The organism is Halomonas sp. GT, assembly GCF_002082565.1.
In the GTDB taxonomy this organism is placed as follows: domain Bacteria; phylum Pseudomonadota; class Gammaproteobacteria; order Pseudomonadales; family Halomonadaceae; genus Vreelandella.
Map to the genome: position 1 here is coordinate 3,986,831 of NZ_CP020562.1, position 26,180 is coordinate 4,013,010.

Annotated in this window: 26 protein-coding genes; 6 read left to right on the forward strand and 20 right to left on the reverse strand. The window is 52.8% G+C overall.

The window, feature by feature from the left end; translation table 11 throughout:
- A complete protein-coding gene (locus B6A39_RS18030; RefSeq protein ID WP_083007672.1) occupies window positions 1-1,947 on the forward strand; it encodes an ATP-binding cassette domain-containing protein in 1,947 nt (648 codons plus the stop codon).
- 66 nt (window positions 1,948-2,013) lie between these two features.
- Here the strand turns inward: B6A39_RS18030 and dtd are convergent, their stop codons facing one another.
- The 10 genes from dtd to B6A39_RS18080 all read right to left on the reverse strand — a co-directional run bounded on the left by dtd (window position 2,014) and on the right by B6A39_RS18080 (window position 10,752).
- Complete coding sequence (dtd, locus tag B6A39_RS18035; protein ID WP_083007673.1) at window positions 2,014-2,451, reverse strand: D-aminoacyl-tRNA deacylase; 438 nt, start codon at window positions 2,449-2,451, stop codon at window positions 2,014-2,016.
- A 78-nt stretch (window positions 2,452-2,529) separates the two neighbouring features.
- Window positions 2,530-3,111 carry a chalcone isomerase family protein gene (locus B6A39_RS18040; RefSeq protein WP_083007674.1) on the reverse strand — a complete coding sequence of 194 codons (582 nt, stop codon included), beginning with the start codon at window positions 3,109-3,111 and terminating at the stop codon, window positions 2,530-2,532.
- A gap of 72 nt (window positions 3,112-3,183) precedes the next feature.
- Complete coding sequence (locus B6A39_RS18045; protein ID WP_083007675.1) at window positions 3,184-4,029, reverse strand: universal stress protein; 846 nt, start codon at window positions 4,027-4,029, stop codon at window positions 3,184-3,186.
- Window positions 4,030-4,186: 157 nt separating this feature from the next.
- The gene (gene thiD, locus B6A39_RS18050) at window positions 4,187-5,017 is read right to left on the reverse strand and encodes a bifunctional hydroxymethylpyrimidine kinase/phosphomethylpyrimidine kinase (RefSeq protein WP_083007676.1); all 831 of its coding nucleotides are present in this window, start codon (window positions 5,015-5,017) and stop codon (window positions 4,187-4,189) included.
- 157 nt (window positions 5,018-5,174) lie between these two features.
- Window positions 5,175-6,284, reverse strand: a complete 1,110-nt coding sequence (locus B6A39_RS18055) for a TRAP transporter substrate-binding protein (protein ID WP_083007677.1) — start codon at window positions 6,282-6,284, stop codon at window positions 5,175-5,177.
- 201 nt (window positions 6,285-6,485) lie between these two features.
- Window positions 6,486-7,889 (reverse strand): TRAP transporter large permease, encoded by a 1,404-nt coding sequence (locus tag B6A39_RS18060; protein ID WP_083007678.1) that lies wholly within the window; start codon window positions 7,887-7,889, stop codon window positions 6,486-6,488.
- Window positions 7,889-8,449, reverse strand: coding sequence for a TRAP transporter small permease subunit (locus B6A39_RS18065; protein ID WP_083007679.1), 561 nt, complete (start codon window positions 8,447-8,449; stop codon window positions 7,889-7,891). Before B6A39_RS18065 ends, B6A39_RS18060 begins: the two co-directional genes overlap by 1 nt.
- A gap of 102 nt (window positions 8,450-8,551) precedes the next feature.
- Entirely contained in the window at window positions 8,552-9,382 is an 831-nt protein-coding gene (locus B6A39_RS18070; protein WP_083007680.1) for an endonuclease/exonuclease/phosphatase family protein, read from the reverse strand.
- 2 nt (window positions 9,383-9,384) lie between these two features.
- A complete protein-coding gene (locus tag B6A39_RS18075) occupies window positions 9,385-10,017 on the reverse strand; it encodes a thiol:disulfide interchange protein DsbA/DsbL (protein ID WP_083007681.1) in 633 nt (210 codons plus the stop codon).
- Between the two features lie 105 nt (window positions 10,018-10,122).
- Window positions 10,123-10,752, reverse strand: a complete 630-nt coding sequence (locus tag B6A39_RS18080) for a c-type cytochrome (RefSeq protein ID WP_083007682.1) — start codon at window positions 10,750-10,752, stop codon at window positions 10,123-10,125.
- 310 nt (window positions 10,753-11,062) lie between these two features.
- Between B6A39_RS18080 and yihA the strand changes: the two genes are divergently transcribed.
- Entirely contained in the window at window positions 11,063-11,698 is a 636-nt protein-coding gene (gene yihA, locus B6A39_RS18085; protein WP_083007683.1) for a ribosome biogenesis GTP-binding protein YihA/YsxC, read from the forward strand.
- A gap of 84 nt (window positions 11,699-11,782) precedes the next feature.
- Here the strand turns inward: yihA and B6A39_RS18090 are convergent, their stop codons facing one another.
- From B6A39_RS18090 to B6A39_RS18125, 8 genes are all read right to left on the reverse strand, one after another.
- A complete protein-coding gene (locus B6A39_RS18090) occupies window positions 11,783-12,520 on the reverse strand; it encodes an HAD family hydrolase (protein WP_083007684.1) in 738 nt (245 codons plus the stop codon).
- Between the two features lie 2 nt (window positions 12,521-12,522).
- On the reverse strand, window positions 12,523-13,431 hold the full coding sequence (locus B6A39_RS18095) for a tyrosine recombinase XerC (RefSeq protein WP_083007685.1): 909 nt from the start codon (window positions 13,429-13,431) through the stop codon (window positions 12,523-12,525).
- On the reverse strand, window positions 13,424-14,134 hold the full coding sequence (locus tag B6A39_RS18100; RefSeq protein WP_083007686.1) for a DUF484 family protein: 711 nt from the start codon (window positions 14,132-14,134) through the stop codon (window positions 13,424-13,426). Before B6A39_RS18100 ends, B6A39_RS18095 begins: the two co-directional genes overlap by 8 nt.
- Window positions 14,135-14,150: 16 nt before the next feature.
- Window positions 14,151-14,984: a diaminopimelate epimerase gene (gene dapF / locus B6A39_RS18105; RefSeq protein WP_038479600.1), complete on the reverse strand. Its 834-nt coding sequence runs from the start codon at window positions 14,982-14,984 to the stop codon at window positions 14,151-14,153.
- On the reverse strand, window positions 14,984-16,255 hold the full coding sequence (gene lysA, locus B6A39_RS18110) for a diaminopimelate decarboxylase (RefSeq protein WP_083007687.1): 1,272 nt from the start codon (window positions 16,253-16,255) through the stop codon (window positions 14,984-14,986). The genes dapF and lysA overlap by 1 nt, the downstream gene beginning before the upstream one ends.
- The gene (gene lptM / locus B6A39_RS18115) at window positions 16,255-16,386 is read right to left on the reverse strand and encodes an LPS translocon maturation chaperone LptM (RefSeq protein WP_083007688.1); all 132 of its coding nucleotides are present in this window, start codon (window positions 16,384-16,386) and stop codon (window positions 16,255-16,257) included. Before lptM ends, lysA begins: the two co-directional genes overlap by 1 nt.
- Complete coding sequence (gene argH, locus B6A39_RS18120; protein ID WP_083007689.1) at window positions 16,383-17,786, reverse strand: argininosuccinate lyase; 1,404 nt, start codon at window positions 17,784-17,786, stop codon at window positions 16,383-16,385. The genes lptM and argH overlap by 4 nt, the downstream gene beginning before the upstream one ends.
- Before the next feature lie 94 nt (window positions 17,787-17,880).
- Window positions 17,881-20,331 (reverse strand): sensor domain-containing protein, encoded by a 2,451-nt coding sequence (locus tag B6A39_RS18125; protein WP_083007690.1) that lies wholly within the window; start codon window positions 20,329-20,331, stop codon window positions 17,881-17,883.
- Between the two features lie 137 nt (window positions 20,332-20,468).
- On the opposite strand from B6A39_RS18125, the gene hemC reads away from it, so the two are divergent.
- Genes hemC through B6A39_RS18145 form a run of 4 tightly spaced genes read left to right on the forward strand, consistent with a single transcriptional unit; the run spans window position 20,469 to window position 24,979 of the window.
- Window positions 20,469-21,413, forward strand: a complete 945-nt coding sequence (gene hemC / locus B6A39_RS18130; RefSeq protein ID WP_038479611.1) for a hydroxymethylbilane synthase — start codon at window positions 20,469-20,471, stop codon at window positions 21,411-21,413.
- A complete protein-coding gene (locus tag B6A39_RS18135; RefSeq protein WP_083007691.1) occupies window positions 21,410-22,189 on the forward strand; it encodes a uroporphyrinogen-III synthase in 780 nt (259 codons plus the stop codon). The genes hemC and B6A39_RS18135 overlap by 4 nt, the downstream gene beginning before the upstream one ends.
- A 16-nt stretch (window positions 22,190-22,205) precedes the next feature.
- The gene (locus B6A39_RS18140) at window positions 22,206-23,717 is read left to right on the forward strand and encodes a uroporphyrinogen-III C-methyltransferase (RefSeq protein ID WP_198036740.1); all 1,512 of its coding nucleotides are present in this window, start codon (window positions 22,206-22,208) and stop codon (window positions 23,715-23,717) included.
- Window positions 23,714-24,979, forward strand: a complete 1,266-nt coding sequence (locus B6A39_RS18145) for a heme biosynthesis HemY N-terminal domain-containing protein (RefSeq protein ID WP_083007692.1) — start codon at window positions 23,714-23,716, stop codon at window positions 24,977-24,979. The genes B6A39_RS18140 and B6A39_RS18145 overlap by 4 nt, the downstream gene beginning before the upstream one ends.
- 66 nt (window positions 24,980-25,045) lie before the next feature.
- On the opposite strand, the gene mscL is transcribed toward B6A39_RS18145, so the two are convergent.
- Complete coding sequence (gene mscL / locus B6A39_RS18150; RefSeq protein ID WP_083007693.1) at window positions 25,046-25,543, reverse strand: large-conductance mechanosensitive channel protein MscL; 498 nt, start codon at window positions 25,541-25,543, stop codon at window positions 25,046-25,048.
- 35 nt (window positions 25,544-25,578) lie between these two features.
- Complete coding sequence (aroQ, locus tag B6A39_RS18155; protein ID WP_083007694.1) at window positions 25,579-26,025, reverse strand: type II 3-dehydroquinate dehydratase; 447 nt, start codon at window positions 26,023-26,025, stop codon at window positions 25,579-25,581.
- Window positions 26,026-26,180: the final 155 nt, after the last annotated feature.

A 26,180-nucleotide genomic window follows, 5' to 3' on the forward strand; every position in this document is an offset into this window, starting at 1 on the left:
ATGATCGCACTGCGCCAAGTCGCCCTGCAACGGGGTACGCAAACGCTACTCGATAACGCTGACCTTACGCTCCACAGCGGCATAAAGGCTGGCATTATTGGGGCAAACGGCGCCGGTAAGTCGAGCTTATTCAAACTCCTGCTAAGCGAGCTCGGCCCCGACCAAGGCGACGTCGAGATGAGCGGTGGTCAGCGGATTGCCCACATGGCCCAGGAAGTGGAAGCACTGGATCGCCCCATTGTGGAGTATGTATTAGATGGCGATCGTGCATTGCGGCAAGCAGAAGCTGATCTTCTGGCTGCACGCAAAGCAGACGATGCGCATCGGGAAGCCGAGTTACATGGGCTTATCGAAACGTTGGATGGCTATACTGCAGAATCACGGGCATCGCAGCTGTTGGTAGGGCTCGGTTTTGTGCAAGCAGATCTTAAGCGACCCTTGTCGGACTTTTCCGGGGGCTGGCGTATGCGAGTGAATCTAGCCCGCACACTGTTTATGCCTTCCGACTTATTACTGCTTGATGAGCCGACCAACCACCTTGATCTCGACGCTCTACTTTGGCTAGAACAGTGGCTAACCCGCTACCCAGGCACATTGCTGCTGATTTCTCATGACCGCGACTTTCTGGATGCCGTGTGTGATCACATTGTGCATATGCATCACCAAACGCTTGAGCTTTACCGCGGCAACTACTCTCGCTTTGAGCGCACGCGGGCTGAAAAGCTCGCTCTACAGCAAGCAGAAGCAGCCAAACAGCAGGCTCGCCGCGAAGAAATTGAGCGCTTTATAGCGCGTTTTCGCGCTCAGGCAACCAAAGCAAAGCAGGCGCAAAGTCGTGTAAAAATGCTGGAGCGTATGGGGGATATTGCTGTTGCTCATACGGATTCGCCTTTTCACTTCACCCTGCCTGCTGCAGATAAGACCTCACATCCACTGCTCGTGCTTGACCAAGCGACCCTTGGCTATCGCAGCGAAACAGGCGATATCGCGCAGTTAGAGAAGGTCAACATTACGTTATTACCCGGTAGCCGCATCGGCCTATTAGGCCCCAATGGCGCGGGTAAATCGACATTGATCAAATCATTGACCGGTGAACTTTCGCTGTTAGAGGGCAAGCGCGTTCCAGGTGAGCATTTAGCCATTGGCTATTTTGCCCAGCACCAGTTGGAAAGTTTAGACGTGACGACGACACCGTTTGTACATGTGCAACGGCTCTCTCCCACGGCAAGTGACCAGGAAATTCGCAATTTTCTAGGAGGCTTTGGCTTTAAGGGCGATGACGCCTTTGGCGAAGTCGGCACCTACTCCGGCGGTGAAAAAGCGCGCTTGGCACTCGCGCTAGTCGCCTGGCAGAAACCCAACCTGCTGCTGCTCGATGAGCCAACCAACCATTTGGACTTGGAAATGCGTGAAGCGCTAACCGAGGCGCTGGCAAGTTTTGAGGGCACGGTCATTCTTGTGTCTCACGACCGGCATTTATTGCGTGCCACGGTTGATGAATTCTGGCGGGTAGCAGACCATCGTGTTGAACCCTTTGATGGCGATCTCGATGACTATCGGGCATGGCTAAAGGCGCGTTTGGAAGAAGGCAGACGCGATGCGCGTAGCGAAAAAAGCGAACGCCAAAGTCAGCAGCCTAGCGGTGACCGGAAAGCCGCTCGCAAGGCAGCAGCAGAACTACGCGAGAAGCTGCGACCACTGAAAAAAGAGCGTGATCAAGCTGAAAAAACTATGGAGAAAACTCAGCAGGCGCTTGAAGAAGTAGAAGCTATTTTGGCTGATCCTACGCTTTATACCGACAGCGCTCGCAAAGCAGAACTGACCGAAGCACTTGCCCAGCAGGCGAAAATCAAAAGTCGCTTGGATACTGCTGAACAGCAGTGGCTAGCCGCAGAGGAAGCGCTGGAAACAATGGAAGCAGAGCTGTTGGCCAGCGAAGACGCCTAGCCTTACGCTGGCTAATCCTCACTGCTTGAAACCAACGCTGTTTGAAACCTAGGCTAATTAACTAGGTCAGCTTTCAAGCATGAACGTTACCGGCCCATCGTTAATTAGCGCCACTTGCATATCAGCACCAAATTGGCCGGTCGCGACGCTAGGCCAGGTTGCGCTCGCCTTGGCCACCAAATAGTCAAACAGGCGCTCGCCATCGGCAGGCGGTGCAGCGCTAGAAAAACTGGGACGCAAACCTTTGCGAGTATCGGCGGCCAACGTAAACTGTGACACCAGCAATAAGCTACCGTTAGCCTGTTGAAGGTTATGATTCATTTTGCCTTCTTGGTCGCTGAAAACGCGGTAGTGCAGCAGTTTATGCAGTAACTTTTCAGCATCGACCTCACTGTCGCCCTTTTCAACGCCCACTAAAGCAAGTAAACCATGCTCAATGGCTCCTACCGTCTTACCTTCGACCGTCACGCTGGCGTTTTTTACCCGCTGAATCAGTGCCTTCACACTTGCCTCTTGCGATGTGTCCCAAAGATAATACAGTGTACTCGCTGGCACAGGCATCAGACAAAACCCTGATTTGAATTAACCCTGGCCCAGTAGCGCATCACGAAAACCATCGCTTAGAGGACGCTCGCCCAACCAAATACCAAACATAGCGCTGGCGAATTCAGCACTGTCATCTTCAAATACCACATCGCCATTAAGGGCGAGTTGCAGCGACTCCCCATCCCAGCTGAGTAGATAGCGATCACCAGGTGCTACATCACGATAGCGCTGATTCAGCCGCTCTAGGTCCTCCTCAATTTGGCTAAACTCATAGAGTGTCAGCGACTCTTTTAGCGTTTTCTCAGTCGCTTCAGCAAAATCAGCCGCCTCAATGTCATGAAAATAAGCTAACTCAAGGCGGCGAGGAACATCACTCAATGGCAGCGGCTCAGTTTCTCCCTCAAGCTGGTAGTAAGCCCCTGCATAGGCGGTCCAGATCATATAGCGGAACACGCCAGTACCCATTAACGCGTAGCGCTGACCATCAATTTCAACGACGCGCTCAAAGCGCTCTCCCCGTTCAGTCACACTATCTGCCAGCACACTAGGTGCCGATAAAAATGTACCGACTGACAGCAGCGTGCCCAGCATTAAAGGGTGTTTGTATACATATAGCATAGCGAAACCTCTATTTTTTTCAGAACACTAGCTATACATACACAAAACAAAAATAAAGGTTCCGTACAACAACTACCAGGAGCGACATAGCATGAGGTCGCAGTGAGGTTCGCCTAGCAGCATTTCGGTCACTTGGCTGCTGTGCTGGGGCTGGCCGCGGCTTCCAATAATCACCAAATCTGGAGAGTGTCGCTTCATGTAATCTTGAAGCACATCACAAGGTTGCCCTGGCTCGAGCACTAACTCAACATCAGGGACGCCATCAAGATCGCGCATTAAACTCTCAATCTCGTTATCCAGCGTCCTACGTAAGCGTTCTACTTCATGGTCTCGCCACTGGGCAAAATTAGCCTGGGAGCCCAACTCACGCTCTCCAGGCAAACTCCAGGCATGTAGGAGCGTCAACGTCGCTTCTGGAAAGCGAATGAGTGCCTCCCTGAGCGTTTGGCGTGCGGTAAGCGAAAAATCGATCGGCACCAGAATATGTTGCCAAGGCTGCGTTGGTAGATAAGAGGCGACCACCACTGGGCAGGGCGCACTTCGCAGCACACGCATCACGGTGGTTCCCAAAAGGAGGTCTTTCTGTCCGCGCTTACGGTGCATGCCCATAATAATTAATGAGGCATTGCGTTCGTGAGCTTCTCGAACGATTTCAACATGAGGCGCCCCCACAACGGTTTGAATAAACAATGAAGGCGCTTCCAGCGCGTAATCTTCGCGCAGATCGGTCAATGTAGCACTGATATCTTCGTTAACCGCGCTTTCAACGTCGTGAAGAACACGGCGGGGCAAGTAAGGGTCAAGGACGTGAAGAATGTCGAGCTGCGCCCCTTGTGCATAGGCCAGCCGAAGGGCGCGAGCAAACGCAGCGCGGTTATCCTGAGAAAGGTCCGTGGCGAACAGCAGCGTGCGAGACATGGCACAACTCCTTGGCCGACCAAGTCGGCACCGTCAGTAGGCACGTTAGATAGCCAAACAGGCACTGTTCAGCATGGTGTTCGTTTGCGCATACTGCAAGGTGTGTCTTACCTTTTCGATTGCTGCTCTGCACGCTTATTGCGCTAGGTCATTTACATCACCACCACGCATGGAAATGGTGCACTGGCCCACGCCCATGACCGACATTTAGCCGAGTGCTCGCTTCTAATGCGGCATGTAACCACACCTTAGCTTCGCCAATCGCTTGCTTAGGTGCATCTGACGACGCATTGTCCGGTAGTTTTGCTAGACACGCAGTGATCGCAGACGAGAGCGCGCAACCCGTGCCGTGCAAGTTATCAGTGTCGATACGCGAGGCAGGAAGCCATGTGTGGCCGTCCGGGGTTGCCAGTAAGTCTGGGCAGGTATCTCCACGTAAGTGCCCACCTTTCAGCACCACATAAGGAGCGCCCAACTCAACCAGCGCTGGCAGCATCGCCTCCATGTCATCCAGCGAATTCGGTGATTCGGCATCTAAAAGCACAGCCGCTTCAGGCAAATTGGGCGTAATCACGTCAGCCAACGGTACCAATATATCGCGCACAGCACGAATGCCTGCGTCATCGACCAGAATATCCCCACTTTTGGCTACCATTACCGGGTCCAGCACGATCCAGCGGGGGCGTTTTTGCCGCAATACTTCAGCAATTACTTCGGCAACCTCGCGGCTGGCGACCATGCCAATTTTAACGGCATCTAATGCCACATCATTTATCAGGTTTTCTAACTGCTCGCGAATAGCGTGAGGTGAAACCGGATACACAGAAGCCACACCACAGGTATTTTGGGCGATGACAGCAGTGATGACATTGGTCCCGTAGACACCCAGCGCAGAAAAGGTTTTCAGATCACCCTGCAAACCCGCACCACCCGAGGGGTCGGAACCAGCGATGGTAAGTACATTGCGAAGGCGGAAATCGTTGGACATGGGGCTCCTTACTTAACGGTTCAGTAGTGCTCTAGAATACCCAAGTACAGCGCTCAATAGGGGCTTCTTAACTAAAACAATGGCCGCCTCTTAGGCGGCCATTGTGTGTTCAACGAGAGCAGCATGCTAATAGCATAGTTACATCGCTATTGAGCCGCTACTGCGTTGTGTCTCCATCTGGATTCCGTGCGTTGTAGTACGCCTGTTCAGAGATTGCATGGTAGTTTTCGACCTTATCCTGGAAGGTACGATAGGAGTCATAAATCCGTGTACCCAACTCGCTCGACTCAGCCAACTCAGCAATGACTTCTGCTGAATACTCACGGGCCTGAGCCAACACGTCGTCAGGAATGCGGCGCAGCTCAACCTCATGTTCGTTGACCAACGTCTCCAGCGCATCGTTATTACGCGCGGTGTACTCATCAAGTACGCTCGCATTAATATCGCGCACTGCGGTCGTCAAGATAGCCTGCAAATCAGCGGGTAACTCGGCTAAGGCTTCTTCGTTGACGATGGTTTCAAACATCACCGTCGGTTCGTGCCAGCCAGGATAGTAGTAGTAATCGGCAGCCTGATGTAGACCAAAGGCTAAATCATTGTAGGGACCAATCCACTCAGTCGCATCAATGGCACCTGACTGAAGTGATGTGAAGATTTCGCCGCCTGGCATGTTCACAATGGCAACGCCCATACGGCTCATCACTTCACCGCCTAAGCCCGGCATGCGCATTTTCAGGCCATCAAGATCCTCAATGGAATTGATTTCCTTGTTATACCATCCGCCCATTTGAACGCCAGAAGCCCCCCCCACCATGACATCCACACCAAAGGGCTCGTAAACTTCGTTCCACAGTTCCATGCCACCGCCATAATACAACCAGGCATTCATTTCCTGTGCGTTCATGCCAAATGGCACCGCAGCGAAGAACTGTGCTTCAGGGGCTTTACCCTTCCAGTAATAAGAAGCAGAGTGGCCAAGCTCAGCAGTGCCGTCAGACACAGCATCAAAGACTTCAAACCCAGGCACCAATTGGCCAGCGCCGAATACTTCAATGGTTAGGCGACCATCGGACATTTCTTCCACTAGCTGCGAGAGACGCTCAGGCCCCTGCCCCACGCCTGGAAAGTTTTTCGGCCAGGAAGTGACCATTTTCCAGCGGAAGTTTTCTTGTGCCTGAGCCTGATTATCAAAACTTGAGACCACTAGCAAGCTAGCGGATAGAGCGGTTGTCATCGCAATGGCGACAGGTAGCGCTTTGGCTTTCATACATAACCCTCTTGCTTCTATTGTTGCTGTTATAGTCAGGGGGAGGCCGCCTAGCCCGTTTGACTAAGCGGTTTGTTGCAAGCCGTTCGTTGGCACAGCTAGGCTGCTTTTAATTAAGATTGCCACGTAGTTGCGTTGATAGTAACGATAGTTTTCAACTGGGCACTAATCTAAATGACTTAGCCTAAAAAGATGCCTTTTTCAAAATTGAGTAGGGAGCCAAGTGGCCAGTTGAGGGAAATACGCTAGCATCAGCAACATGCCAAGCTGCATCAGGATAAACGGAATGACTCCACGATAAATCGCCGAAGTTGGCACTGAAGGTGGTGCTACACCGCGCAGATAAAACAGTGCAAAGCCAAACGGTGGGGTTAAGAACGACGTTTGCAGATTGATGGCGATCATGATGCCCAGCCAAATCGGATCTAGCCCCATGGCCAACAGAATCGGCCCAACGATGGGCACCACCACGAAAGTGATCTCGATAAAGTCGAGAATAAAGCCAAGCAGGAAGATGACCAGCATCACGATAATAGTGGCGCCCACCACACCGCCGGGCATGCCTTCGAACAGATCAGTCACCATATGCTCGCCGCCGTAAGCTCGGAAAACCAGCGAAAACAGCGCCGCACCAATCAATATCATAAACACCATGGTGGTCACATGGGTGGTTGAACGCAGCACATCTTTCAGCGTTGCCCAATCCAACTGACGATAAGCAATGGCCAGCACCAGAGCACCAAAGGCGCCAACGGCAGAGGCTTCAGTGGGGGTTGCAAAACCGCTTAAAATCGAGCCAAGCACCGCGACAATAAGTACGACGGGAGGCACTAAGCCTTTCAATAGCAGCCATCCCAGACCTGATGTATGACCAAGCTCGGCCATTAGCTCTTCACGGTCAGCAGCAGGCGCCATTTGCGGGCGTAGCCAAGCGACCATAGCAACGTAAATCATATACATAACTACCAGAATCAACCCTGGCACCAGCGCTCCCATAAACAGATCTCCCACAGAGACCGTTTTAGGACTAAAAATGCCCATCGAGAGCTGAGCCTGCTGGTAAGCGGACGACAGCACATCGCCAAGCAGTACCAATGCAATGGAGGGCGGGATGATCTGGCCTAGCGTGCCGGTCGCACAAATGGTGCCGGTCGCAAGCGAGGTGCTGTAACCACGCTTTAGCATGGTAGGTAGCGACATAAGCCCCATGGTCACCACGGTGGCTCCCACAATGCCGGTAGACGCCGCCATCAGCATACCGACCAAGGTCACGGAGATGCCCAAACCCCCCCGCATAGCACCAAACAGCAGCGCCATTGCATCGAGCAGTGTTTCGGCTACTTTGGACTTCTCAAGTAAAACGCCCATTAAGACAAATAGTGGCACCGCCAATAACGTTTGATTGGTCATAATGCCGTAAAGCCGATTGGGTAGCGCGGCGAGATAACCACTGTCGAAATTGGCGCTTACACCGATAGCCTCAAGGCCTAAACCCATACCAGCAAACAACAGCGCGGTGCCCGCTAACGAAAGCGCCACAGGAAAACCGAACATGAGTACGATACAGATGGTGGCAAATAAAATAAGCGGCATAAATTCCAACATCAAACGCGCTCCTCAAGGTGGTTATCACCACCAACAGATGGGGGTATCCGGCCAGTAAATACGTAGCTATTGCGCACGACCTCAATGACACCTTGCACTATCATCAGCGCAGCAAAGATCGGTATTAAGGTTTTCAGTGCAAAGACGGCTGGAATGCCACCGTAGTCTGAAGAGGTCTCCATAACACGCCAGGAGTTAGCAACGTAGCCTAAGCTTGAAGCAATGATAAACATCATCACGGGAATCAAGAGCGTAATAATACCCACGATGTTAACCATCGCCTGGCGGCGAGGCGTCATTCCTCGATAGAAAATATCGACACGCACATGGCCATCGTGGCGAAAGGTGTAAGCCGCAGCGAGCATAAAGACACTGGCATGCATATACATCACCAGCTCTTGCATAAAAATGCTGTTAACGCTGAAAACATAACGAAGCAGTACAATCGCGAACTGAATCAACATCATAATGATGATCAGCCACGCAAGACTACGCCCGAACCATTCCGAAGCGCGGTCCAGCGCAGCGATAAACGCAGGTAGTTGTGTTGTGTCTGACATGGAAGTGTCTCGCGTAAAACGGCTAAGGGGAGTCAGCGCCCCAGACAATAGCGCAAATACGCAGACAATGCAGCGCCCATAAACCGCCTAGCACGCTTATTATTAAACGCTTTGGCGGATTGCCGCTAGACAGGCTGGAGGTAATGGTAAATCGACAGCAATCGGTAAATGGTCAGAGAACAGATGGTCCAACACATGGACATCTGCGGTTTCAAGTGTCTGGGAAAGCAGGATGTGATCCAGCGCGCGACGGGGTTGCCAAGATGGATAACTAAGCAGTGGCTTAACCGGGTGAAGTGGCAGCGACATGCTAAAACGTTCATGGGCATGAAGCTGATCAGGCGTGCAGTTTAGATCCCCCATGACGACCACATGGCGCAGCGGCTCAATAATATTGCTTAAATAATTCAGCTGACGCACACGCCCACGCTGACTCAGCGCCAAGTGGGCTACAAAGATATGCAGTGCATCAGGCCCCTCACCATAGCGTGCGTGAATTGCGCCTCGCCCTGGCAACATCCCTGGCAAGCGATGCTCTTCGATGTGGCTAGGCACGATACGTGACAATAGCCCATTACTGTGCTGAGCAAACTGCCCTAGATTACGATTTAGCTGCTGAAAGTAGTGGGGAAACCTTGCTTTAGTGGCAAGGTATTCAACTTGGTTAACACGACCGGAACGAAAACTACCGCCATCAACCTCTTGCAGACCCACTACATCAAATGGCTCTAACACATTGCCCATTTGCGCCAAGCGTTTAAGCCGTTGGGGATGAGGCAACACGTGCTGCCAACTACGCGTGAGGTAGTGATGATAGGCCGACGTTTGAATACCTACCTGCAAGTTAAACGTCAGTAAGCGAATATGACCACGCTCGGCCAAAGACAACGCAGACGAGCCTACTTGCCCACCTGCGTGACCATGCTCTAACACCGTTATTGTGCGCGCTCGTTACGCACGCGCTCGACAAGCGCATCCGCAATTTGCGGCATATTTTCCAAGCTACCTGCCGTGCTTGGCGACACAACGTAGCGGCCATCAACAATAAGTGCCGGCACACCCATCAGGCGCATTTCACGCATGCGACTATTGGCTTTGTTGACTTCGCTGCGAACGCCAAACGCCGTCAACGCCTGCTTAGCTTTTTCTTCGCTGACGCCGTAATTAGAGAAAAATTCTGCGATTTCATCCGCATCTGTCAGTGAGCGACCATCTTCATGAATGGCCTCAAAGAAATCAGCATGCAGTTCATCTTCGATACCCAGAGATTCTGCTGCATAAAACGCTGTCGCGTGGGTGTTCCAGTCACCGCCCATGGTGGCCGGCATGTGAACAACGCTAACGTCGTCCTCAAGTGTTTCGTACCACTCACTTACAGGTGTTTGCAGCCGGTAGCAATGCGGGCAGCCAAACCAAAACGCTTCGGTCACTTCAATCTGTCCCTCTTCGACCTGTGTCTCCACCGGCGACTCGAGCAGTGTGTAGTGCTGACCTTCTACCAGCTCCTGAGCACTTACTGCCGCAGATAAACCTAAGCCAGCCATCGCGACCATTAACGTTTTCAACATAGCGAAAATTCTCCAAGAATGAGCGAGACTGTGACTGCTGAGCATGCATAGAGGTTCCCTATCTCTTTAATTACCAGCGAGATAGGGCACCTTGATTAGCTGCGACTAGTTCAAGCCTAGCAGGTAATTCGCTACAGCTTCCATATCGTTATCGCTCATTTTGGAAGCGATATCACCCATGATGTTGTTCGGGCTGTTAGCACGCTCACCGGAAGCAAAGTCTTGCAACGTGGACACTGTATACTCTGCGTGCTGACCTGAAAGCGCCGGGTATACTGCGCTGCCGATACCGGCCCCCGTCGGTGTATGACAAGCGCTACACGAAGGAATGCCTTTGGACATATCGCCCGCCCGGTACAACTCTTCACCGCGAGCTAAAAGCTCTGAGTCTTCATCACTAGTCTGGCCAAGGTTCGCGTCTTGCCCTGCAAAGTGAGCCGCGACATCCCAAGCGTCTTGATCCGAGAAATCATCGACTTGACCGGCCATGGTGGGAACCATGCGGTCGCCATCGCGGATATCCATGATTTGCTTGGCTAGATAGGACATTTGCTGCCCCGCTAGGTTTGGAAAAGCGCCCGATGGGCTAACACCCTGCTGGCCATGGCAGGCCGCACAGGACTGAGCCAGTTCACGACCTGCCGCCGCATCCGCGTCAGCTTGGTGGTCGGTTTGAGCGTGTACGGTGCCAACGGCACCCATGGTAATTGCCAGGCTTGCCAGTAACTTTCTCATTGCTATTCCACTATGCCGTTTGATTATTGACTGGTACGCACCCTGGGCGCTGCCCAGGTTCAGCACTTTACCAGGGTCAGCTCCGCCAAAACGAACAACATGTCGTGTTGGTCGCTGCTGGCTAGAGCGCGATGGTACACTAGCGCCCCAGGTCGCAGTTATAAACCGCTTGCATTATAACGAATCACCCTAGCGGCGGGAATGCAAGTCCAGGTCTGCTTTTGGGGTAATTCGTCGCGGTACCGTCATTTACTCACGTTAACGTGGTGAAACGGGCCGTCTTATACGTCTGTTTTTCAGGATTAACACCATGTCTACTGCCAATGATCACCCAGTCGCTCGACTGAACTATCCCACTGCCCGCTTTATGATTAGCGCACCAACACTTGCTCTGTGTCCAGACGATACCGGCGCAGAAGTCGCGTTTGCTGGACGCTCGAATGCTGGTAAATCAAGCGCGATTAACGCGCTTACTCAACAGAATGCCCTTGCCCGCACCTCGCGTACACCAGGCCGCACCCAGTTGATCAACTTTTTCAGCGTCATGAACGACGAATCGCGCCGCTTAGTCGATTTGCCCGGCTATGGCTACGCCAAAGTGCCTGAAGCAGTGAAGCTTGAGTGGCAGCAGCATCTGTCTGACTATCTGCGCGGCCGCTTCAGCTTACGTGGCCTTGTACTGCTAATGGACGTGCGCCACCCGCTAACCGAGTTCGATCAAATGATGCTCAATTATGCGGATAAGCGCGAAATGCCGGTTCACATTCTGCTGACTAAATCCGATAAATTAAAAAAAGGCCCTGCTAGCGCCTCGCTGCAAAAAGTACGTTCTCGCCTTAAAGAGTGGGAAGACTTAGTCTCAGTTCAGCTTTTCTCATCGCTCAAGCGCGACGGTGTAGATACGCTTTCTCAAAAGCTCGACCAGTGGCTGCATACTCCTGAGTAAACCAAGGATTACCGAACAAGCCAAGTTTTCTCCAATAAACGGAATCTTGCCAAACACCCCATTGTTCTTAAACAAACCGCTTTTTCACGAGCGTCGCTCCAACCACTCGATCAGCTCAGGCAATTCTTTCACGTGGGCAATGCGGTGGGTACGTGCTGGCAAAGCTTGGTCGCCCTGCGCGGCGATCCATACGGCGTGCATGCCCAACTGCTGTGCGGGTAGCACGTCCTCTTGCCAAGAGTCACCTACATGCATGGCCCGGTGTGGCACAACATTCAGACGCTCCAAGGCAGTGAGAAACGGCTTAGGATCTGGTTTTGGTGCCAGTAATTCGCCTGCAGCAATAGCGACGGGAAAGTACGCTGCTAACGGCTGACGCTTAAGGTGAATATTGCCATTGGTAATAGCGGCTAGTTGGTAACGCTCGCTCAACGCGGTTAATAGCCCCGCGGCTTCGGGGTGCGGCGTTACTTGAACCCGCAGGCGATGAAACTCATTCATAGCAGCGGCGGCCCATAGCAACGCACTACTGCGTGTTAAGCCTTGAGCTTCCAACTGTGCTTCTAACGCCCGCAAACGCAGCCAGGTAAAGTCGCCACGCCTTTCAGGCACTCGCTTGGCCCATTCTTGGCGGCGGTCCAAGTAATCAGTCAGCCCCTGCTGGTAACTCAGCGCTAATGGCGCTTCATGGCGTGCTTTGCGCCACGTTGCCAGCGCTTCAATTAGCCAACGATAGTGACCCTCTTCCGTTTTTAACATCACGCCTTGGTTGTCCCATAGCGTATCGTCAAGATCAAACGTAATCGCTTGCAGAGAAGCCATGGTTAACTCCGTGTCGTGCGGCGTTTTGCGCGGGGGTGAGCAGCATCATAACTTTCGGCCAAGTGCTGCCAATCCAGGCGAGTGTAGACTTGAGTGGTCGATAAATTAGCGTGGCCCAGCAATTCCTGCACCGCCCGCAGATCTTGGCTGGATTCCAATAAATGACTTGCAAACGAGTGGCGCAGGCGATGGGGATGGAGGTGTTCAGGCAAACCACGCACAATAGAAAGTTGCGCCAAGCGCTTTTGAATACCGCGGTGTCCCAGACGCTGCCCACGCTGGCCGACAAATAACGCCATCTCGCCCGTTGCCGCCAGCGCAGATCGACAAGACAGCCACGCCTCAATAGCTTGATCCGCTCGCTTACCAACGGGCACTTGCCGAGGCTTACTGCCCTTACCCATCACTCGCACATGGTGAGCATTTAAGTGACCCACATCCAGCGCGGCAAGTTCCGCTAACCGTAGGCCGCTAGAGTAAAATAACTCAAGCATAGCTTGGTCACGTATTGCCAGTGGCGTGCCATCGTGGGGCGTATCTAAAAAACGTGATAGCGCATCAACATCAAGCGGTCTTGGTAAATGGCTAGGCTGCTTTGGCGTGCGCAATAGTCCAACAGGATTGTCGGCAAGCACATGTTGCTGCACAAGATAATCAGCAAAGCGTGATAGCGCAGCACGGCGGCGAGCTAAACTTCTCGGTGCGAGGCCGCGAATGCGCTCCGCTCCTAAGAAGGCGCGCAGAAATGCAGTGTCTAACGTCGCCGCATCGGTGACGCCGCGTTGCTCAGAAAAACGCAGCAGAGCGTTTAAATCCTGACGATACGCCGCCACCGTGGCAGGGCTTGCATGGGTACCAAGCTTACGTAAATACGCTTCGATCTGCGTCGTTAATGCGCGTGGGCTACCCATGGTGTTCCAGGCGAAGCAGTAACCGTGCCACGATATCGCTCAGATACTCTGTAAACAACGTATCCATGCTGGCGCGATAACAGTCGGGATCTGGGCTTGCGAGAAGTAAATACCCCAGCTGCTCGCCCGCGGAAAGCCGCGAAACGGCACAGGAGCCCGCACGCCGGGGTGCTTTGGTATGTGGCAACAAACACTTCCAATCGCTAACACTGAGCTTGGCACAACGGCTGGTGCGCCCATCTAGTAGGGCGGCAAGACGAGCGCTGGCATGCTGGTCTAGCACGTGACGCGGCGGTTGAGGCGGTGTTGGCTCATCGTCACTTAATGAGGATGGGCACCATAGCGCCATTGCCGGCGTTTGAAAGTGCTCACTCAACTGAACAGCGAGCGCTTGTGCCAGGGTATCGCGATCTTCTGCCTCAACCAGACTGAGCAGTGTCTCCCGTAGGCGTCGGTATTGGGCTTCGTTATGCCGTGCCGTTTCTAGAAGATGCTCAAGCCGTCCCTCTGCTGTTTCAGCACGCTGGCGTAAATCAATCACCAAACGCTCTAGCAGTGATACCGCCCCATCAATGTGGGGATGCGGCACCTTAAGTTGCTGCAGTAAGCCTTCACGACCAACAAAAAAATCGGGGTGACGAGCCAGCCAAAACGCCACTTGATCAGGGTCGAGCGTTTTGCGCGGCTCGGGGGCTTGAGACATCGCCGTTCTCCTCGGATTAATTGAGTGTGACACGACCGTCGAAGACGCGTGTAGCAGGGCCCACCATCACCAACGGCGCTTCGGGGTCGGGCCACTCAATGCTTAACTGACCTCCCGGCAGGTGAACGGTGACCGGGCTTTTCAACAACCCCTGGCGAATACCACTGGCGACAGCAGCACAAGCGCCGGTGCCACAAGCAAGCGTCTCGCCACTGCCACGCTCATACACCCGCAGGCGAATTTCGCTGGGCGACACAACCTGCATAAACCCCACATTCACCCGTTTAGGAAAGCGAGGGTGAGACTCAAGCAACGGCCCAAGATGCTCTACCGGCGCACTATCAACACTTTCCACCTGCAGCACGGCATGGGGATTGCCCATTGAGACAACCCCCAGCTCCAGCGTGTCACCGTCGACCTCGACAGCGTGTAGTGGTTGGTCCCCCGGTGCCTCAAACGGCAACGTGGCGGGATTAAAACGGGGTCTACCCATGTCAACGCGCACCATACCGTCGTGTTGAACATTAAGTACCAATGGCCCACCGGCAGTTTCCACATGAATTTCATGCTTATGTGTCAGGCGCTGATCGCGAACGAAACGTGCAAAGCAGCGCGCACCATTGCCGCAATTTTCAACTTCGCTGCCATCCGCATTAAAAATACGGTAGCGAAAGTCCATCTCTGGGTCACGGGGCGGCTCAACCACCAATAATTGGTCGAAGCCAATGCCAAAGCGCCGGTCTGCTAGCTGACGAATCTGCTCATCGCGCAAACGCGCTCGCTGAGTAACCAGATCCACCACCATAAAATCATTACCCAGACCATGCATTTTGGTGAAGTGCAACAGCATCAGCGCTCCCCTTCCGGCAGCAGAGTTTCACCGGCCCACAGGCTTGCAAGGCTTTCCCGAGCGCGAACCACATGATAGTTGCTGCCATCGACCATTACTTCCGGAGGACGCGGACGGCTATTGTAATTCGATGCCATCACAAAGCCGTAAGCACCTGCTGATCGAACGGCCAGTAAATCGCCCTCAGCGATTGCCAGATCGCGCTCTTTACCAAGGAAATCACCGGTTTCACAGACAGGACCTACCACATCATAGACCGCACGCTCACGCTGCTGGCGGGTATCCACCGACACAATCGCCTGCCATGCCTGGTACAACGCAGGGCGGATCAGGTCATTCATGGCGGCATCAACAATCGCGAAATTTTTGGTTTCGCCGGGCTTTAAGAACTCTACACGGGTCAGCATTAAACCTGCGTTAGCGGCAATAGAGCGACCCGGCTCAAATAGCAAAGTAAGCGCTTCACCGCCCTCCCAGCGAGAAAGGCGTGCCAGCAATTGACTCGCATAATCAAACGGCTGAGGTGGCTTTTCGTCACGATAAGGGACACCTAACCCGCCACCTAAATCCAAATGGTCAATCTCGATGCCGCGCTCACGCAACCGCTCCATCAACATTAACAGCCGCTCAAGAGCATCTAAAAATGGTGCCGTTTCCGTGAGCTGAGAGCCAATATGGCAGTCTAGTCCGGTGACGCGCAAGTTGGGTAAGCTGTCAGCCAGCGCGTAAACATCCAACGCTTCGTCGACTGGAATACCGAACTTGTTGTCTTTCAGCCCAGTAGAAATATAAGGATGCGTGCCTGCATCCACATCTGGGTTTACCCGCAGTGATACCGGCGCCACCTTGCCCAATTCCGCCGCAACAGCGTTTAATCGCTCAAGCTCGGGGCGGGATTCAACATTGAAGCACTTAATGCCGACATCCAGCGCACGAGCCATTTCATGAGGCTGCTTGGCAACGCCTGAAAACACGACTTTTTTCGGATCACCACCCGCTTTCAGCACGCGCTCAAGCTCACCAATCGAAACAATATCAAATCCAGCGCCCAATCGAGCAAGCAAACCCAACACTGCCAAATTAGAGTTAGCCTTCACCGCATAACAAATTAAATGGGGATGACCACCCAAAGCTTCGGTATAGGCTCGGAAATGGCGCTCTAACGTGGCTTTTGAATAAACATAACAGGGCGTGCCCAGATCAGCGGCGATCTGGGTAAGCGGGACGTCTTCGGCATAAAGCACGCCATCACGGTAGTTAAAGTGATCCATTACCCCTCCTGCTCAGCAGCCGATCCATTGGTGTTTTCGTCAGGCAAATAGAGCGGCCCTTTCTGACCGCATCCCACTAATAGCAGCGCGAGCAGCAGCACCGCACTAACGGTGGTAACCCAGCGTTTCATGCATCACCTTTCAGCGCTGCCAACGCCTCGCGGGCACGGCTGGCAGCAGCGCGAACCTGCTCAGGCGCGGTGCCACCGATATGGTTACGGGCGGCTACGGAGCCTTCTAACGTGAGCACCTCAAAAACATCCTGCTCAATCGTGGCAGAGAACTGCTGCAGTTCTTCAAGGGTCATTTCAGACAGATCTTTCTTAGACTTCAAACCGTAAGCCACTGATTGACCGACAATTTCATGGGCATCGCGAAAGGCGACGCCTTTGCGAACCAAGTAATCAGCAAGGTCCGTGGCGGTTGAGAATCCGCGTCGTGCGGCCTCATACATGCTGTCCTTTTTCGGCTCAATAGCTGGCACCATGTCGGCAAAGGCTTTTAAGCAGTCGCGCACGGTATCAACGGCGTCAAACAGCGGCTCTTTGTCTTCCTGGTTGTCTTTGTTGTAGGCCAGGGGCTGAGACTTCATCAGCGTTAATAGCGCCATTAAGTGACCATACACTCGGCCCGTTTTACCGCGAACCAGTTCGGGAACATCGGGGTTTTTCTTCTGCGGCATGATTGAAGAGCCGGTGCAGAAGCGATCAGGCAGATCGATAAAGTCAAATTGGGCACTGGTCCACAACACCAACTCTTCACTCATCCGCGATAGATGCATTAGCAGAATGCTGGCAAAGCTGGTGAATTCAATAGCGAAGTCACGATCAGAGACAGCGTCCAGCGAGTTTTCTGCTGGGCGATCAAAGCCTAGCAACTCGGCAGTGACATGGCGGTCGATGGGATACGTGGTACCCGCTAGCGCCGCAGCGCCAAGAGGCATAACGTTCACGCGTTTACGGCAGTCAAGCAAGCGCTCGTGGTCACGGGTTAACATCTCTTGCCATGCCAGTAGGTGATGGCCAAAGGTCACCGGCTGCGCCGTTTGTAAGTGGGTAAAACCAGGCATAATGGTATCGGCTTCACGGTCGGCTAGCTCAATCATGCCTTCACGCAGACGAACCAATTCCGCTTCAATCACGTCAATTTCATCGCGCATAAATAGGCGGATATCGGTCGCTACCTGATCATTACGTGAACGGCCTGTATGTAGCTTTTTGCCTGTAATACCGATTTTATCCGTCAACCGCGCTTCGATATTCATGTGCACGTCTTCAAGCGGAATCGACCAGTTAAACTCGCCTCGCTCGATTTCGCCCTGAATCTCGGTGAGGCCGTTGATAATGGTGTCACGCTCATCATCGGTCAGTACACCAACCCGAGCCAGCATAGTCGCATGGGCAATGGAGCCCTGAATATCCTGGCGCGCTAGGCGCTGGTCAAAAGTCACAGACGCGGTGAAGCGTGCAACAAAAGCATCGGTGGGCTCGCTAAAGCGACCGCCCCAAGATTGGTTCGTAGCTTGGCTCATCGGAGGCATATCCTGCTGACTAAACTAAAGGAATCGTTATCAGAAAGTGTACCAGAGTCGCCGCACTCAGCGGCATGCCGATTTATAGTCGTTTTTACGTCGGCTGTGGTTCAAGATCACTAAACGGATAAGGAGATTCGCGTAAAAAAGTGCGTATGGCTGAAAATGGCATTGGACGAGCAAAGTAGAAGCCCTGGAAATGCGTGCTATGACGGGCATTGAGGTACGCATACTGCTCTGCTGTCTCTACACCTTCAATTAAAACCTCAAGACCCAGCTTGGCCGCCATGGTTACCACACCGTCTACAATCGCAGCATCCCGAGAGTCGTTAACCACATCTCGTACAAATGATCGATCAATTTTAAGCTTGTTAATTGGCAAGCGTTTGAGATAACTAAGGCTTGAAAAACCGGTACCGAAATCATCCAGTGCAATATGCACGCCCAGAGAGCGCAGATCCTGCAATGTTTTTATGGCGTGCTCTGTACTGTCCATTAGCACGCCTTCGGTAAGCTCTAGCTCCAATAGTTCGGGCGCTAGTCCGCTCTTCTCAAGTACCTGCTGAATAGATGCCAGAAAACCTGAACGCTGAAACTGCATGGGCGAAATATTAACCGCCATTGTAACGGGCATATTTGCGCTCGCATTAAGCCTGACAGCATCACGACACGCCCTCTCCAACACCCACTCGCTGATCGGCATAATCTGCCCGGTGTCTTCTGCCAAACTAATAAACTGGCCTGGGGAAATGTTGCCACGCTCTGGGTGATACCAGCGAATCAGCGCCTCCACGCCAGAGACGCCACCAGTGGGGCCATGTATTTGCGGCTGGTAATGCAGCTCAAATTGCGATTGCTCTATGGCTTGTTGCAACGCATGACGTAAATTAACCCGTTCGGAAACTTTACGATTTAGCTCATCGGTATACCACTCATAGGTATTACGCCCTTGCCGCTTGGCCTTATACATCGCCAAATCTGCCTGCTGTATAAGCTGGCGCGGCTCGCTAATCGTTCCATCATCAGTGGCAATCCCTATACTGGCAGTAATACGCAGCTCGCTGCCTCGATACCAGTAGGGCGCAGAGAGACGAGCGAGAAGTCGCTCCACCACCTGCATAACATCTTTTTCGTGGGCGAGGTCAGGCAGCAAAACGATAAATTCGTCGCCCCCGAAACGCGCTACGGTATCCCAAGGGCGCAACTCTTCCTCAAGGCGCTTGGCGACTTCAATGAGAATATGGTCGCCTACCTCATGGCCAAGCGTGTCATTAATGGGTTTAAAGTCATCCAGATCGACAAATAGCACAGCTATATAGCGATGATAGCGCTTAGCAAGCAAGCAGCCCTGTGCCAGTCGTTGGTCGAGCAGCAAGCGATTGGGCAAGCCTGTTAATGCATCGTGGCAAGCGTTATGTCGAAGCTGCGCTTGGGATTCGCGTTGGGCGGTAATATCATTCTGCACACCGATAAAGTGCGTTACAGCACCTGCTGTATCGCGCACGGGAGAAATATACAGATCATTCCAAAATGGCACCCCGTTACGACGGTAATTGCGTATTACCACATGAACTTCTTGCTGAGCGTGAATCCCTCTACGCAACTGATCCAGTGTGGCGGGGTCTGTCTCTTCGCCCTGAAGAAAACGGCAGTTTTGCCCTAGCGCCATATCGCGAGAGTAGCCCGTAATTCGTTCAAATGCCGCGTTCACATAAACCATTGGCAAATCGTGACCCTGGGCATCAACAATAATCACACCATTCGTGCTTGACTCAACGCTCCGCTCTAGCAGTGTGAGCTGTCGTTCCGTCGCTTTGCGCTCAGTGATATTTTGGGTTGACCCCTGAACTTGAATAATTTGTCCTAGCTCGTCACGAACGGCTTTGCCGATGACTCTTACCCACAGCTTTACTTCTTGCCGAGTGATGATTTCGAGTTCTTCATCAAAGCTAACCCCGCTCTCGCAACAAGCTTCAAAAACCTCACGAATACGTGGCCTTGAACTCGGCGCATAGAAATCAATCGCCTCCTCAACAGTGGGCTGAAACCCGGGTGAAACGCCATGCAAGCGGCACACCTCGTTAGACCAAATGGGCAGCCTTTCGGCCATATCGACATACCAGCCGCCAATCAGCGCGGTCTCGCCAGCTATTTGGAAGAGTCTCTGATTACGAATAAGCTGTTTCTCAACGGTTTTTCGTCGCGAAATATCACGGGCGATGACATAAATGACGTGCTCTCCCACTGCGGCGGTAACTTCCAACCACACCATTTTCCCCTCTGCCGTTACTGCTCGAACATCAAACGGAGGTACTTTCTTTTGGGACTGTAGGCGCGCCAATGCCTCCTCAATAACCGGAATATCGCGACGGTCCACTACCTTGCCACAAGACTCGCCTATCCATGCGCTAGCGGGATAACCCAGCAGGGTTTCGAACATCGGATTGACGTTAAGTAAAATACCCGCGAAATCAATGCTGAAGAATAAATCTTGCGATAATAAAAAAAACTGATCTAACTTGCCTTGAGATTTAACAACGGGCATGGCATTACCTAAACATGTGGTTTGCCTGACAGCACTGGCCTTAAATTCGGCCGGTTATTTTTACTGTGTGGCTGGGTGCTTTATGATGAGACTTATCATAGTTCGTCGCGACCTGTCAGCGACAAAGGGAGAATCACGTGTCATCCATCACTAAATTGCGCATTGCCACGCGTAAAAGCCAGCTTGCTATGTGGCAAGCCGAGCACGTCCGCGACCGCTTGATGGCGGCACACAGCGGCCTGGAAGTCGAGCTTATTGCGCTATCAACCAAGGGCGATAAAATTCTCGATACACCACTTTCCAAGATTGGCGGTAAAGGGCTCTTTGTGAAAGAGCTGGAAGATGCCATGCTCGATGGGCGCGCAGATATCGCCGTTCATTCAATGAAAGATGTTCCTATGCACTTTCCTGAAGGACTCGGCCTTTCTGTCATTTTGGAAGGTGCCGATCCAACCGATGCGTTTGTTTCCAACCACTATACTAGCATCGACGAGCTACCAGAGGGTGCTCGTATTGGTACTGCTAGTCTACGTCGCGGCCTGCAAATGCGCGAGGCGCGACCTGACCTGCAGATTCTTAATCTACGCGGAAACGTGCAGACTCGCCTAGCAAAATTAGACGCTGGCGAATTTGATGCCATTATTCTTGCCACTTCTGGCTTGAAACGCTTAGGTCTCGATGAGCGCATTGCGCAAGCCTTGCCGCCTGAAATATGCCTTCCCGCCTGTGGCCAAGGAGCATTAGGCATCGAATGTCGTCTCCATGACCCCGAATTAATCGGATTATTAGCCCCGTTGGATGATCCCGACACAGCGACTCGTGTGCGTGCCGAACGCGCCATGAACACACGCCTAGAAGGCGGTTGCCAAGTACCTATCGCAGGTCATGCTGTACTTGATAAGGCAGGCGACACCATTTGGCTGCGCGGTTTGGTTGGTAACCCAGAAGGCACAGAGGTACTGCGAGCAGAGGGCAGTGGTTCTATTCATGAGCCCGAAGCCTTGGGTATCCGAATCGCTGAGGACCTGTTAGATCAAGGGGCAGGCGATATTTTAGCCGAGGTGTATGGCCGCAACGTATGAGTCAACCGGTACTGATCTGCCGCCCTGGTGATCGGGGAGAGGCACTAGCAAATTCGCTGCGTTCTCAGGGGGCTTATGTCGAGCAACTTGACGTTATGCGCTTAGAGCCGCTGCCCGAAGATTATGTGCAGCGCAGCATTTGGTTAGATATTGATCAGTACCATAAAATAGTGGTGGTCAGTCCCTTTGCCGCTTACTGTTTAAGCGAAGCGCTTGATCGCTACTGGCCCCAACTGCCTGTTGGCATTGATTACTACAGTGTCGGCCGTGCGACGGCAGGCGTACTATTTGAACAGCTGGGTGTACGTGTCCATATACCTCCGCCTGACCATGGGGAAGACACGAGTGAGGCACTGTTGTCACTTGCCTCTCTCAAAACGCTTACGCACCAACGTATATTGCTAGTGGCTGGTGAAGGTGGTCGCTCATTATTAGCCGATACCTTAGGCGCACGCGGGGCCAATGTGACCCGCATCGCGGTGTATCGACGTGTATATCAAGCGCCAACGCCTGCCCTGCAGCAGCGTCTATTAACAGGCGATTATCAAGCGTTAATCGCTACCAGCGGCGAACTGCTTCAACATCTGGCAAGATGGTGTGAACAAGCAGCGTTGAACCAACCGCTAATCGTTTCCAGTCACCGTTTAGCTAAACTGGCCGGTAAACTGGGTTTTCGTGACCTCAAGGTGGCGTCGGGAGCAACGCCAGCTGCACTGGCAGCGGTGTTGGGTCGGTCCTGCAACCCAAAGGGTGCCGATGTCGATCAAGGAACTTAATAAGGGCTAGCGACAGATGAGCAAACAACCAAACGATCAGGAAGGCGTACACAACGCGTCTGCCGATGCATCTCAAGACGACGCTAAACCGAGCGACACGTCCTCGTCGAGCGGCGAAACGGCAACAACAGGCAACACGACAGCGTCTTCTTACGCCGCTAAAAACAGCCGCTCGCGTCGCCGTAATAAAGGGAGCTATAACGCGCCCAATGCCAGCACCGTATCAGCGAACGTCAATCATGACCAAGCCTCGACCAAACCAAGTGCGGCCCCCCAACAGACAACGGATACTAAGTCATCTGTTGAGCCTAAGCCTTCTGCAGAACCTAAGTCTTCTGCAGAACCTAAGCCTTCGGCAGACGTTAAATCATCAGCAGGAACCAAGCAGACGGCAAGCACCAAGCCAACGAGCGGTGGTACTAGCACGTCTGGAAATGCTGCACATGTCCCGCCTTCTTCTAAGAACAGCACCGCGAACAGTGGCAATGGTGGCGGCAAAGGCAGCGGTATCGCCATTGCACTGGTGATTATCCTGGCACTCGCCGTTGCGTTTGCTGCTTGGCAAGGCTGGCAGCGCTTGGATAATCAGCAGCAGCGTATAGACGAGCTGGCCCAGCAAACGCAAAGCAGTGCCTCGCAGCAAGAGGTTAGCGACCTAGCATCACGTATTGAAAGCAGCGAAGCCGAGCGCACCCAAGCGCTAGACAGCACGATGAGCGAGCTGCGTAGCGAACTGGATAGCTACCGTGGTGAGGTCAACAGCACATTAGACGACGTGCTAGCGCAGCTGTCTCAAGAGCAGGAGACCGATGAGCGTGACTGGCTACATGCCGAGGCCGCTTATCTGCTACGGCTAGCCAACCAACGCCTGCAATTGGAAGGTGACGTTGAGGGTGCTGCCGCCCTACTACGCACTGCCGACGCTCGCTTGGTTGATGCTGACAATCCGGCACTAACGCCAGTACGTCGTGAAATTGCGAATGAACTTGCAGCCCTGGATGCCGTACCGCAGGTTGACCGCACCGGTATTTATCTCGCGCTGAACGCTCAGCAAGAGCGTATCGCTGGCCTACGGCTGTCACAAGAGATTGAAGAGCGCGCTGTTACTTCTAGTATTGAGCAGCCGCCCACGGGCACCTTCCAGCGTCAGTTGGCTCGCTTTGGTGAAGAACTAAAAGATCTTGTAGTGATTCGTCAGCACGATGAAGCATTAGAAACACTGATTACACCAGAGCAAGAGTCCTACTTGCGTCAAAGCCTACGCTTGATTCTTGAACAGTCTCAGCTGGCACTGCTGAAAGAAGAGCAAGCGCTTTTTGAGGCAAGCATCGATAAGTCACTAGCGCTGCTGAACGGCTACTACGACACCGAACGTGAAGAGACTCAAAGCGTTATTGCTCGCCTGCAAGAACTAAAGCAAACCCAGGTGCAGCCTGAATTGCCGGACATCAGTGCTTCGCAACAAGCACTAGCGGGCTTCATTGAAAACCGCTTTGAGTCGCGTCGCCAAGGTGGAGGTGATGCATGAGAAAACTAATTCTCTTAGTTGTTGCCGGCCTAGCGGTCGGCGCACTGTTCGGGCACTTGATGATGTCAGTGCCAGGCTATTGGTTAATACGCGTTGGTGACACCTCGGTACAAACGTCGTTTTGGTTCGGCTTGGTACTGCTGCTAGGCGCCTTTATCGTCTTACACTTTGCCTTACGCCTGCTCAGCGGCATTATTCGTCCGGTGGGGCGTTTTCGCACCTGGAATAGCCGTGCCCGCAATCGTCGTGCAATGAAACGTACCGTGCGCGGTTTGGTTGCCTTAACCGAAGGCCGCTGGAAAAAAGCCGAGAAAACGCTGGTGCGAGCGGCTGACGATTCCAGCACACCACTTGTCAACTACCTTTCTGCGGCACTGGCGGCGCATTACCAAGGCCACCATGAGCAGTCTCAAGAGCATTTAAACCAGGCTCAGCTCACTACCGAAGGGGCTGATACGGCCATTGGTCTGATGCAGGCTCAACTGATGGTTGATCGTCAGCAGCCTGAGGAAGCACTGGCTATCCTGAACCGCCTGGATAAAAAGCTGCCCAACCACCCGCAAGTGCTCAAGCTCCTTAAGCAAGTGCACCTAAGCGTTAACGACTGGGAAGGCTTACGCCAGTTAATACCACGCCTAGCGGCACAAAAACTGATCACCCAGCAAGAGCGTGAGCAGCTGGAATTCAAAGCGTACCGTGAATTGATTGTTTTTGAGGCCAAAAACCCCACGAACATTGAGCGGGTGCGCGGGTTATGGGCCGATATGCCGGACTATCTACGCGGCAATACCGAGCTAATCGTGCTCTATACCGAGGCACTTTTACAGGCCAACGAAGAGCCTATCGCCGAGCGCTTGCTTAACCACTCGCTGGACAGCCACTGGGATGCGCGTTTAGTGAAACGCTACGGTCTGCTTAACGTAGATGCCTCACGCCAATTAGCAAAAGCGGAAAAATGGCTTCAAGAGCGGCCCAACGATCCCGAACTATTGCTGACCTGCGGCCGCCTTTCGCTGCGTACTGGCAAGTGGGAAAAAGCGCTGGAGTACTTTGAAGCCAGTCAGCGTCAACGCCCTAACGGTGAAGTATGCGCCGAGCTTGCTCGCCTCTATGCAAGCCTTGGCGAACACAACAAGAGCCAGCTCTACTACCGCCACAGTGTGGATATGCTCGCTAAGTCACTGCCCTCGCTTCCGCAACCAAGCGACGCCAATGACAGCAAGCAAAGTGAGCCCAAAAAAGCCGTTAAGAAAAGCGCTTAACGTCGTCAGAAAGCCGTCAATGAAAGAGGGTGCCCAATGGGCACCCTCTTTATTTACATTAACGCGTTATTTAGCCGAACCTGACGTCATTTCAGCCGCATCCTCAGCGGTTAATTCAGACGTACAATGGCCGCAGCGCACTGCTTTAATAGGCACCACCATAAAGCAGTATGGGCAAGGCTTTTCCGTCGGGTCAGCAGGCGCAACCGCCTCTTCCCGTTTCATTCGATTAATCGTGCGAACCAACAAAAAAACCACAAAAGCAACAATCGTAAAGCTCACCACCGCGTTAATAAATAATCCCACATTGAGCGTTACCGCCCCTGCCGCCTGAGCATCAGCAAGCGTTGTATACGGCCCACCACCGCTCCCTTCTCTTAGTACGAAAAAGAGGTTCGAAAAATCGACTCCACCCACCAATAAACCGATCACCGGGTTCATAACATCGGCAACCAGGCTTTTCACAATCAGCGTGAAGGCACCACCAATAATGATGCCAACGGCCATATCAACCACGTTTCCCTTCACCGCAAACTCGCGGAATTCCTTAAAAAATTTTGCCATTTAACGTACTTCCCAGCCAGCCCTTGTAAACACTTCTATTCTGCCCATGATACCAACACCGCATCTAACGCAGCGCGATAACCCTGTACACCCAATCCCGCAATCACGCCGTCGGCGCGCAGAGAAACATACGAATGGTGGCGGAACGCTTCACGCTTATGCACATTCGATAAATGCACTTCGATTACCTTGCCGTCGAAAGCATTCAATGCATCGAGAATAGCGACGGACGTATGGGTATAAGCGGCCGGATTAATAATAATCGCCTGAGTCCCATCAATACGCGCAGCGTGAATAGCATCAATCAACTCGCCTTCATGATTACTTTGTAGGCAAGTAATATCACAGCCCGCCATCACTGCTTTTTCACGCAGAAGATTATTCACGTCCTCTAGGGTTTCGTAGCCATATATCTCTGGCTGACGACTTCCTAGCAAATTGAGATTGGGGCCATGTAGTACCAAGACTTTTCCCTGACGCATGACGTCCTCCTGAACGGTTGGGCCTAACGTAAACCAGCTGAAATAGCGATATGACCCCGTTCTATCACCTTCCTCCTAACACTGCCAGCGCCTGAGCAGTATGGGTAACTGACACCAATGCTAAACGATACTTAAAAGAGTGTACTGGTATCATG

Coding starts and splice junctions, on each gene's coding strand:
- B6A39_RS18030 (WP_083007672.1), top strand. CDS start 1: ATGATCGCACTGCGCCAAGTCGCCCTGCAACGGGGTACGCAAACGCTA.
- B6A39_RS18040 (WP_083007674.1), bottom strand. CDS start 3,111: ATGCTATATGTATACAAACACCCTTTAATGCTGGGCACGCTGCTGTCA.
- B6A39_RS18045 (WP_083007675.1), bottom strand. CDS start 4,029: ATGTCTCGCACGCTGCTGTTCGCCACGGACCTTTCTCAGGATAACCGC.
- thiD (WP_083007676.1), bottom strand. CDS start 5,017: ATGTCCAACGATTTCCGCCTTCGCAATGTACTTACCATCGCTGGTTCC.
- B6A39_RS18055 (WP_083007677.1), bottom strand. CDS start 6,284: ATGAAAGCCAAAGCGCTACCTGTCGCCATTGCGATGACAACCGCTCTA.
- B6A39_RS18060 (WP_083007678.1), bottom strand. CDS start 7,889: ATGTTGGAATTTATGCCGCTTATTTTATTTGCCACCATCTGTATCGTA.
- B6A39_RS18065 (WP_083007679.1), bottom strand. CDS start 8,449: ATGTCAGACACAACACAACTACCTGCGTTTATCGCTGCGCTGGACCGC.
- B6A39_RS18075 (WP_083007681.1), bottom strand. CDS start 10,017: ATGTTGAAAACGTTAATGGTCGCGATGGCTGGCTTAGGTTTATCTGCG.
- B6A39_RS18080 (WP_083007682.1), bottom strand. CDS start 10,752: ATGAGAAAGTTACTGGCAAGCCTGGCAATTACCATGGGTGCCGTTGGC.
- yihA (WP_083007683.1), top strand. CDS start 11,063: ATGTCTACTGCCAATGATCACCCAGTCGCTCGACTGAACTATCCCACT.
- B6A39_RS18090 (WP_083007684.1), bottom strand. CDS start 12,520: ATGGCTTCTCTGCAAGCGATTACGTTTGATCTTGACGATACGCTATGG.
- B6A39_RS18095 (WP_083007685.1), bottom strand. CDS start 13,431: ATGGGTAGCCCACGCGCATTAACGACGCAGATCGAAGCGTATTTACGT.
- B6A39_RS18100 (WP_083007686.1), bottom strand. CDS start 14,134: ATGTCTCAAGCCCCCGAGCCGCGCAAAACGCTCGACCCTGATCAAGTG.
- dapF (WP_038479600.1), bottom strand. CDS start 14,984: ATGCTGTTGCACTTCACCAAAATGCATGGTCTGGGTAATGATTTTATG.
- lysA (WP_083007687.1), bottom strand. CDS start 16,255: ATGGATCACTTTAACTACCGTGATGGCGTGCTTTATGCCGAAGACGTC.
- lptM (WP_083007688.1), bottom strand. CDS start 16,386: ATGAAACGCTGGGTTACCACCGTTAGTGCGGTGCTGCTGCTCGCGCTG.
- argH (WP_083007689.1), bottom strand. CDS start 17,786: ATGAGCCAAGCTACGAACCAATCTTGGGGCGGTCGCTTTAGCGAGCCC.
- B6A39_RS18125 (WP_083007690.1), bottom strand. CDS start 20,331: ATGCCCGTTGTTAAATCTCAAGGCAAGTTAGATCAGTTTTTTTTATTA.
- B6A39_RS18135 (WP_083007691.1), top strand. CDS start 21,410: ATGAGTCAACCGGTACTGATCTGCCGCCCTGGTGATCGGGGAGAGGCA.
- B6A39_RS18140 (WP_198036740.1), top strand. CDS start 22,206: ATGAGCAAACAACCAAACGATCAGGAAGGCGTACACAACGCGTCTGCC.
- B6A39_RS18145 (WP_083007692.1), top strand. CDS start 23,714: ATGAGAAAACTAATTCTCTTAGTTGTTGCCGGCCTAGCGGTCGGCGCA.
- mscL (WP_083007693.1), bottom strand. CDS start 25,543: ATGGCAAAATTTTTTAAGGAATTCCGCGAGTTTGCGGTGAAGGGAAAC.
- aroQ (WP_083007694.1), bottom strand. CDS start 26,025: ATGCGTCAGGGAAAAGTCTTGGTACTACATGGCCCCAATCTCAATTTG.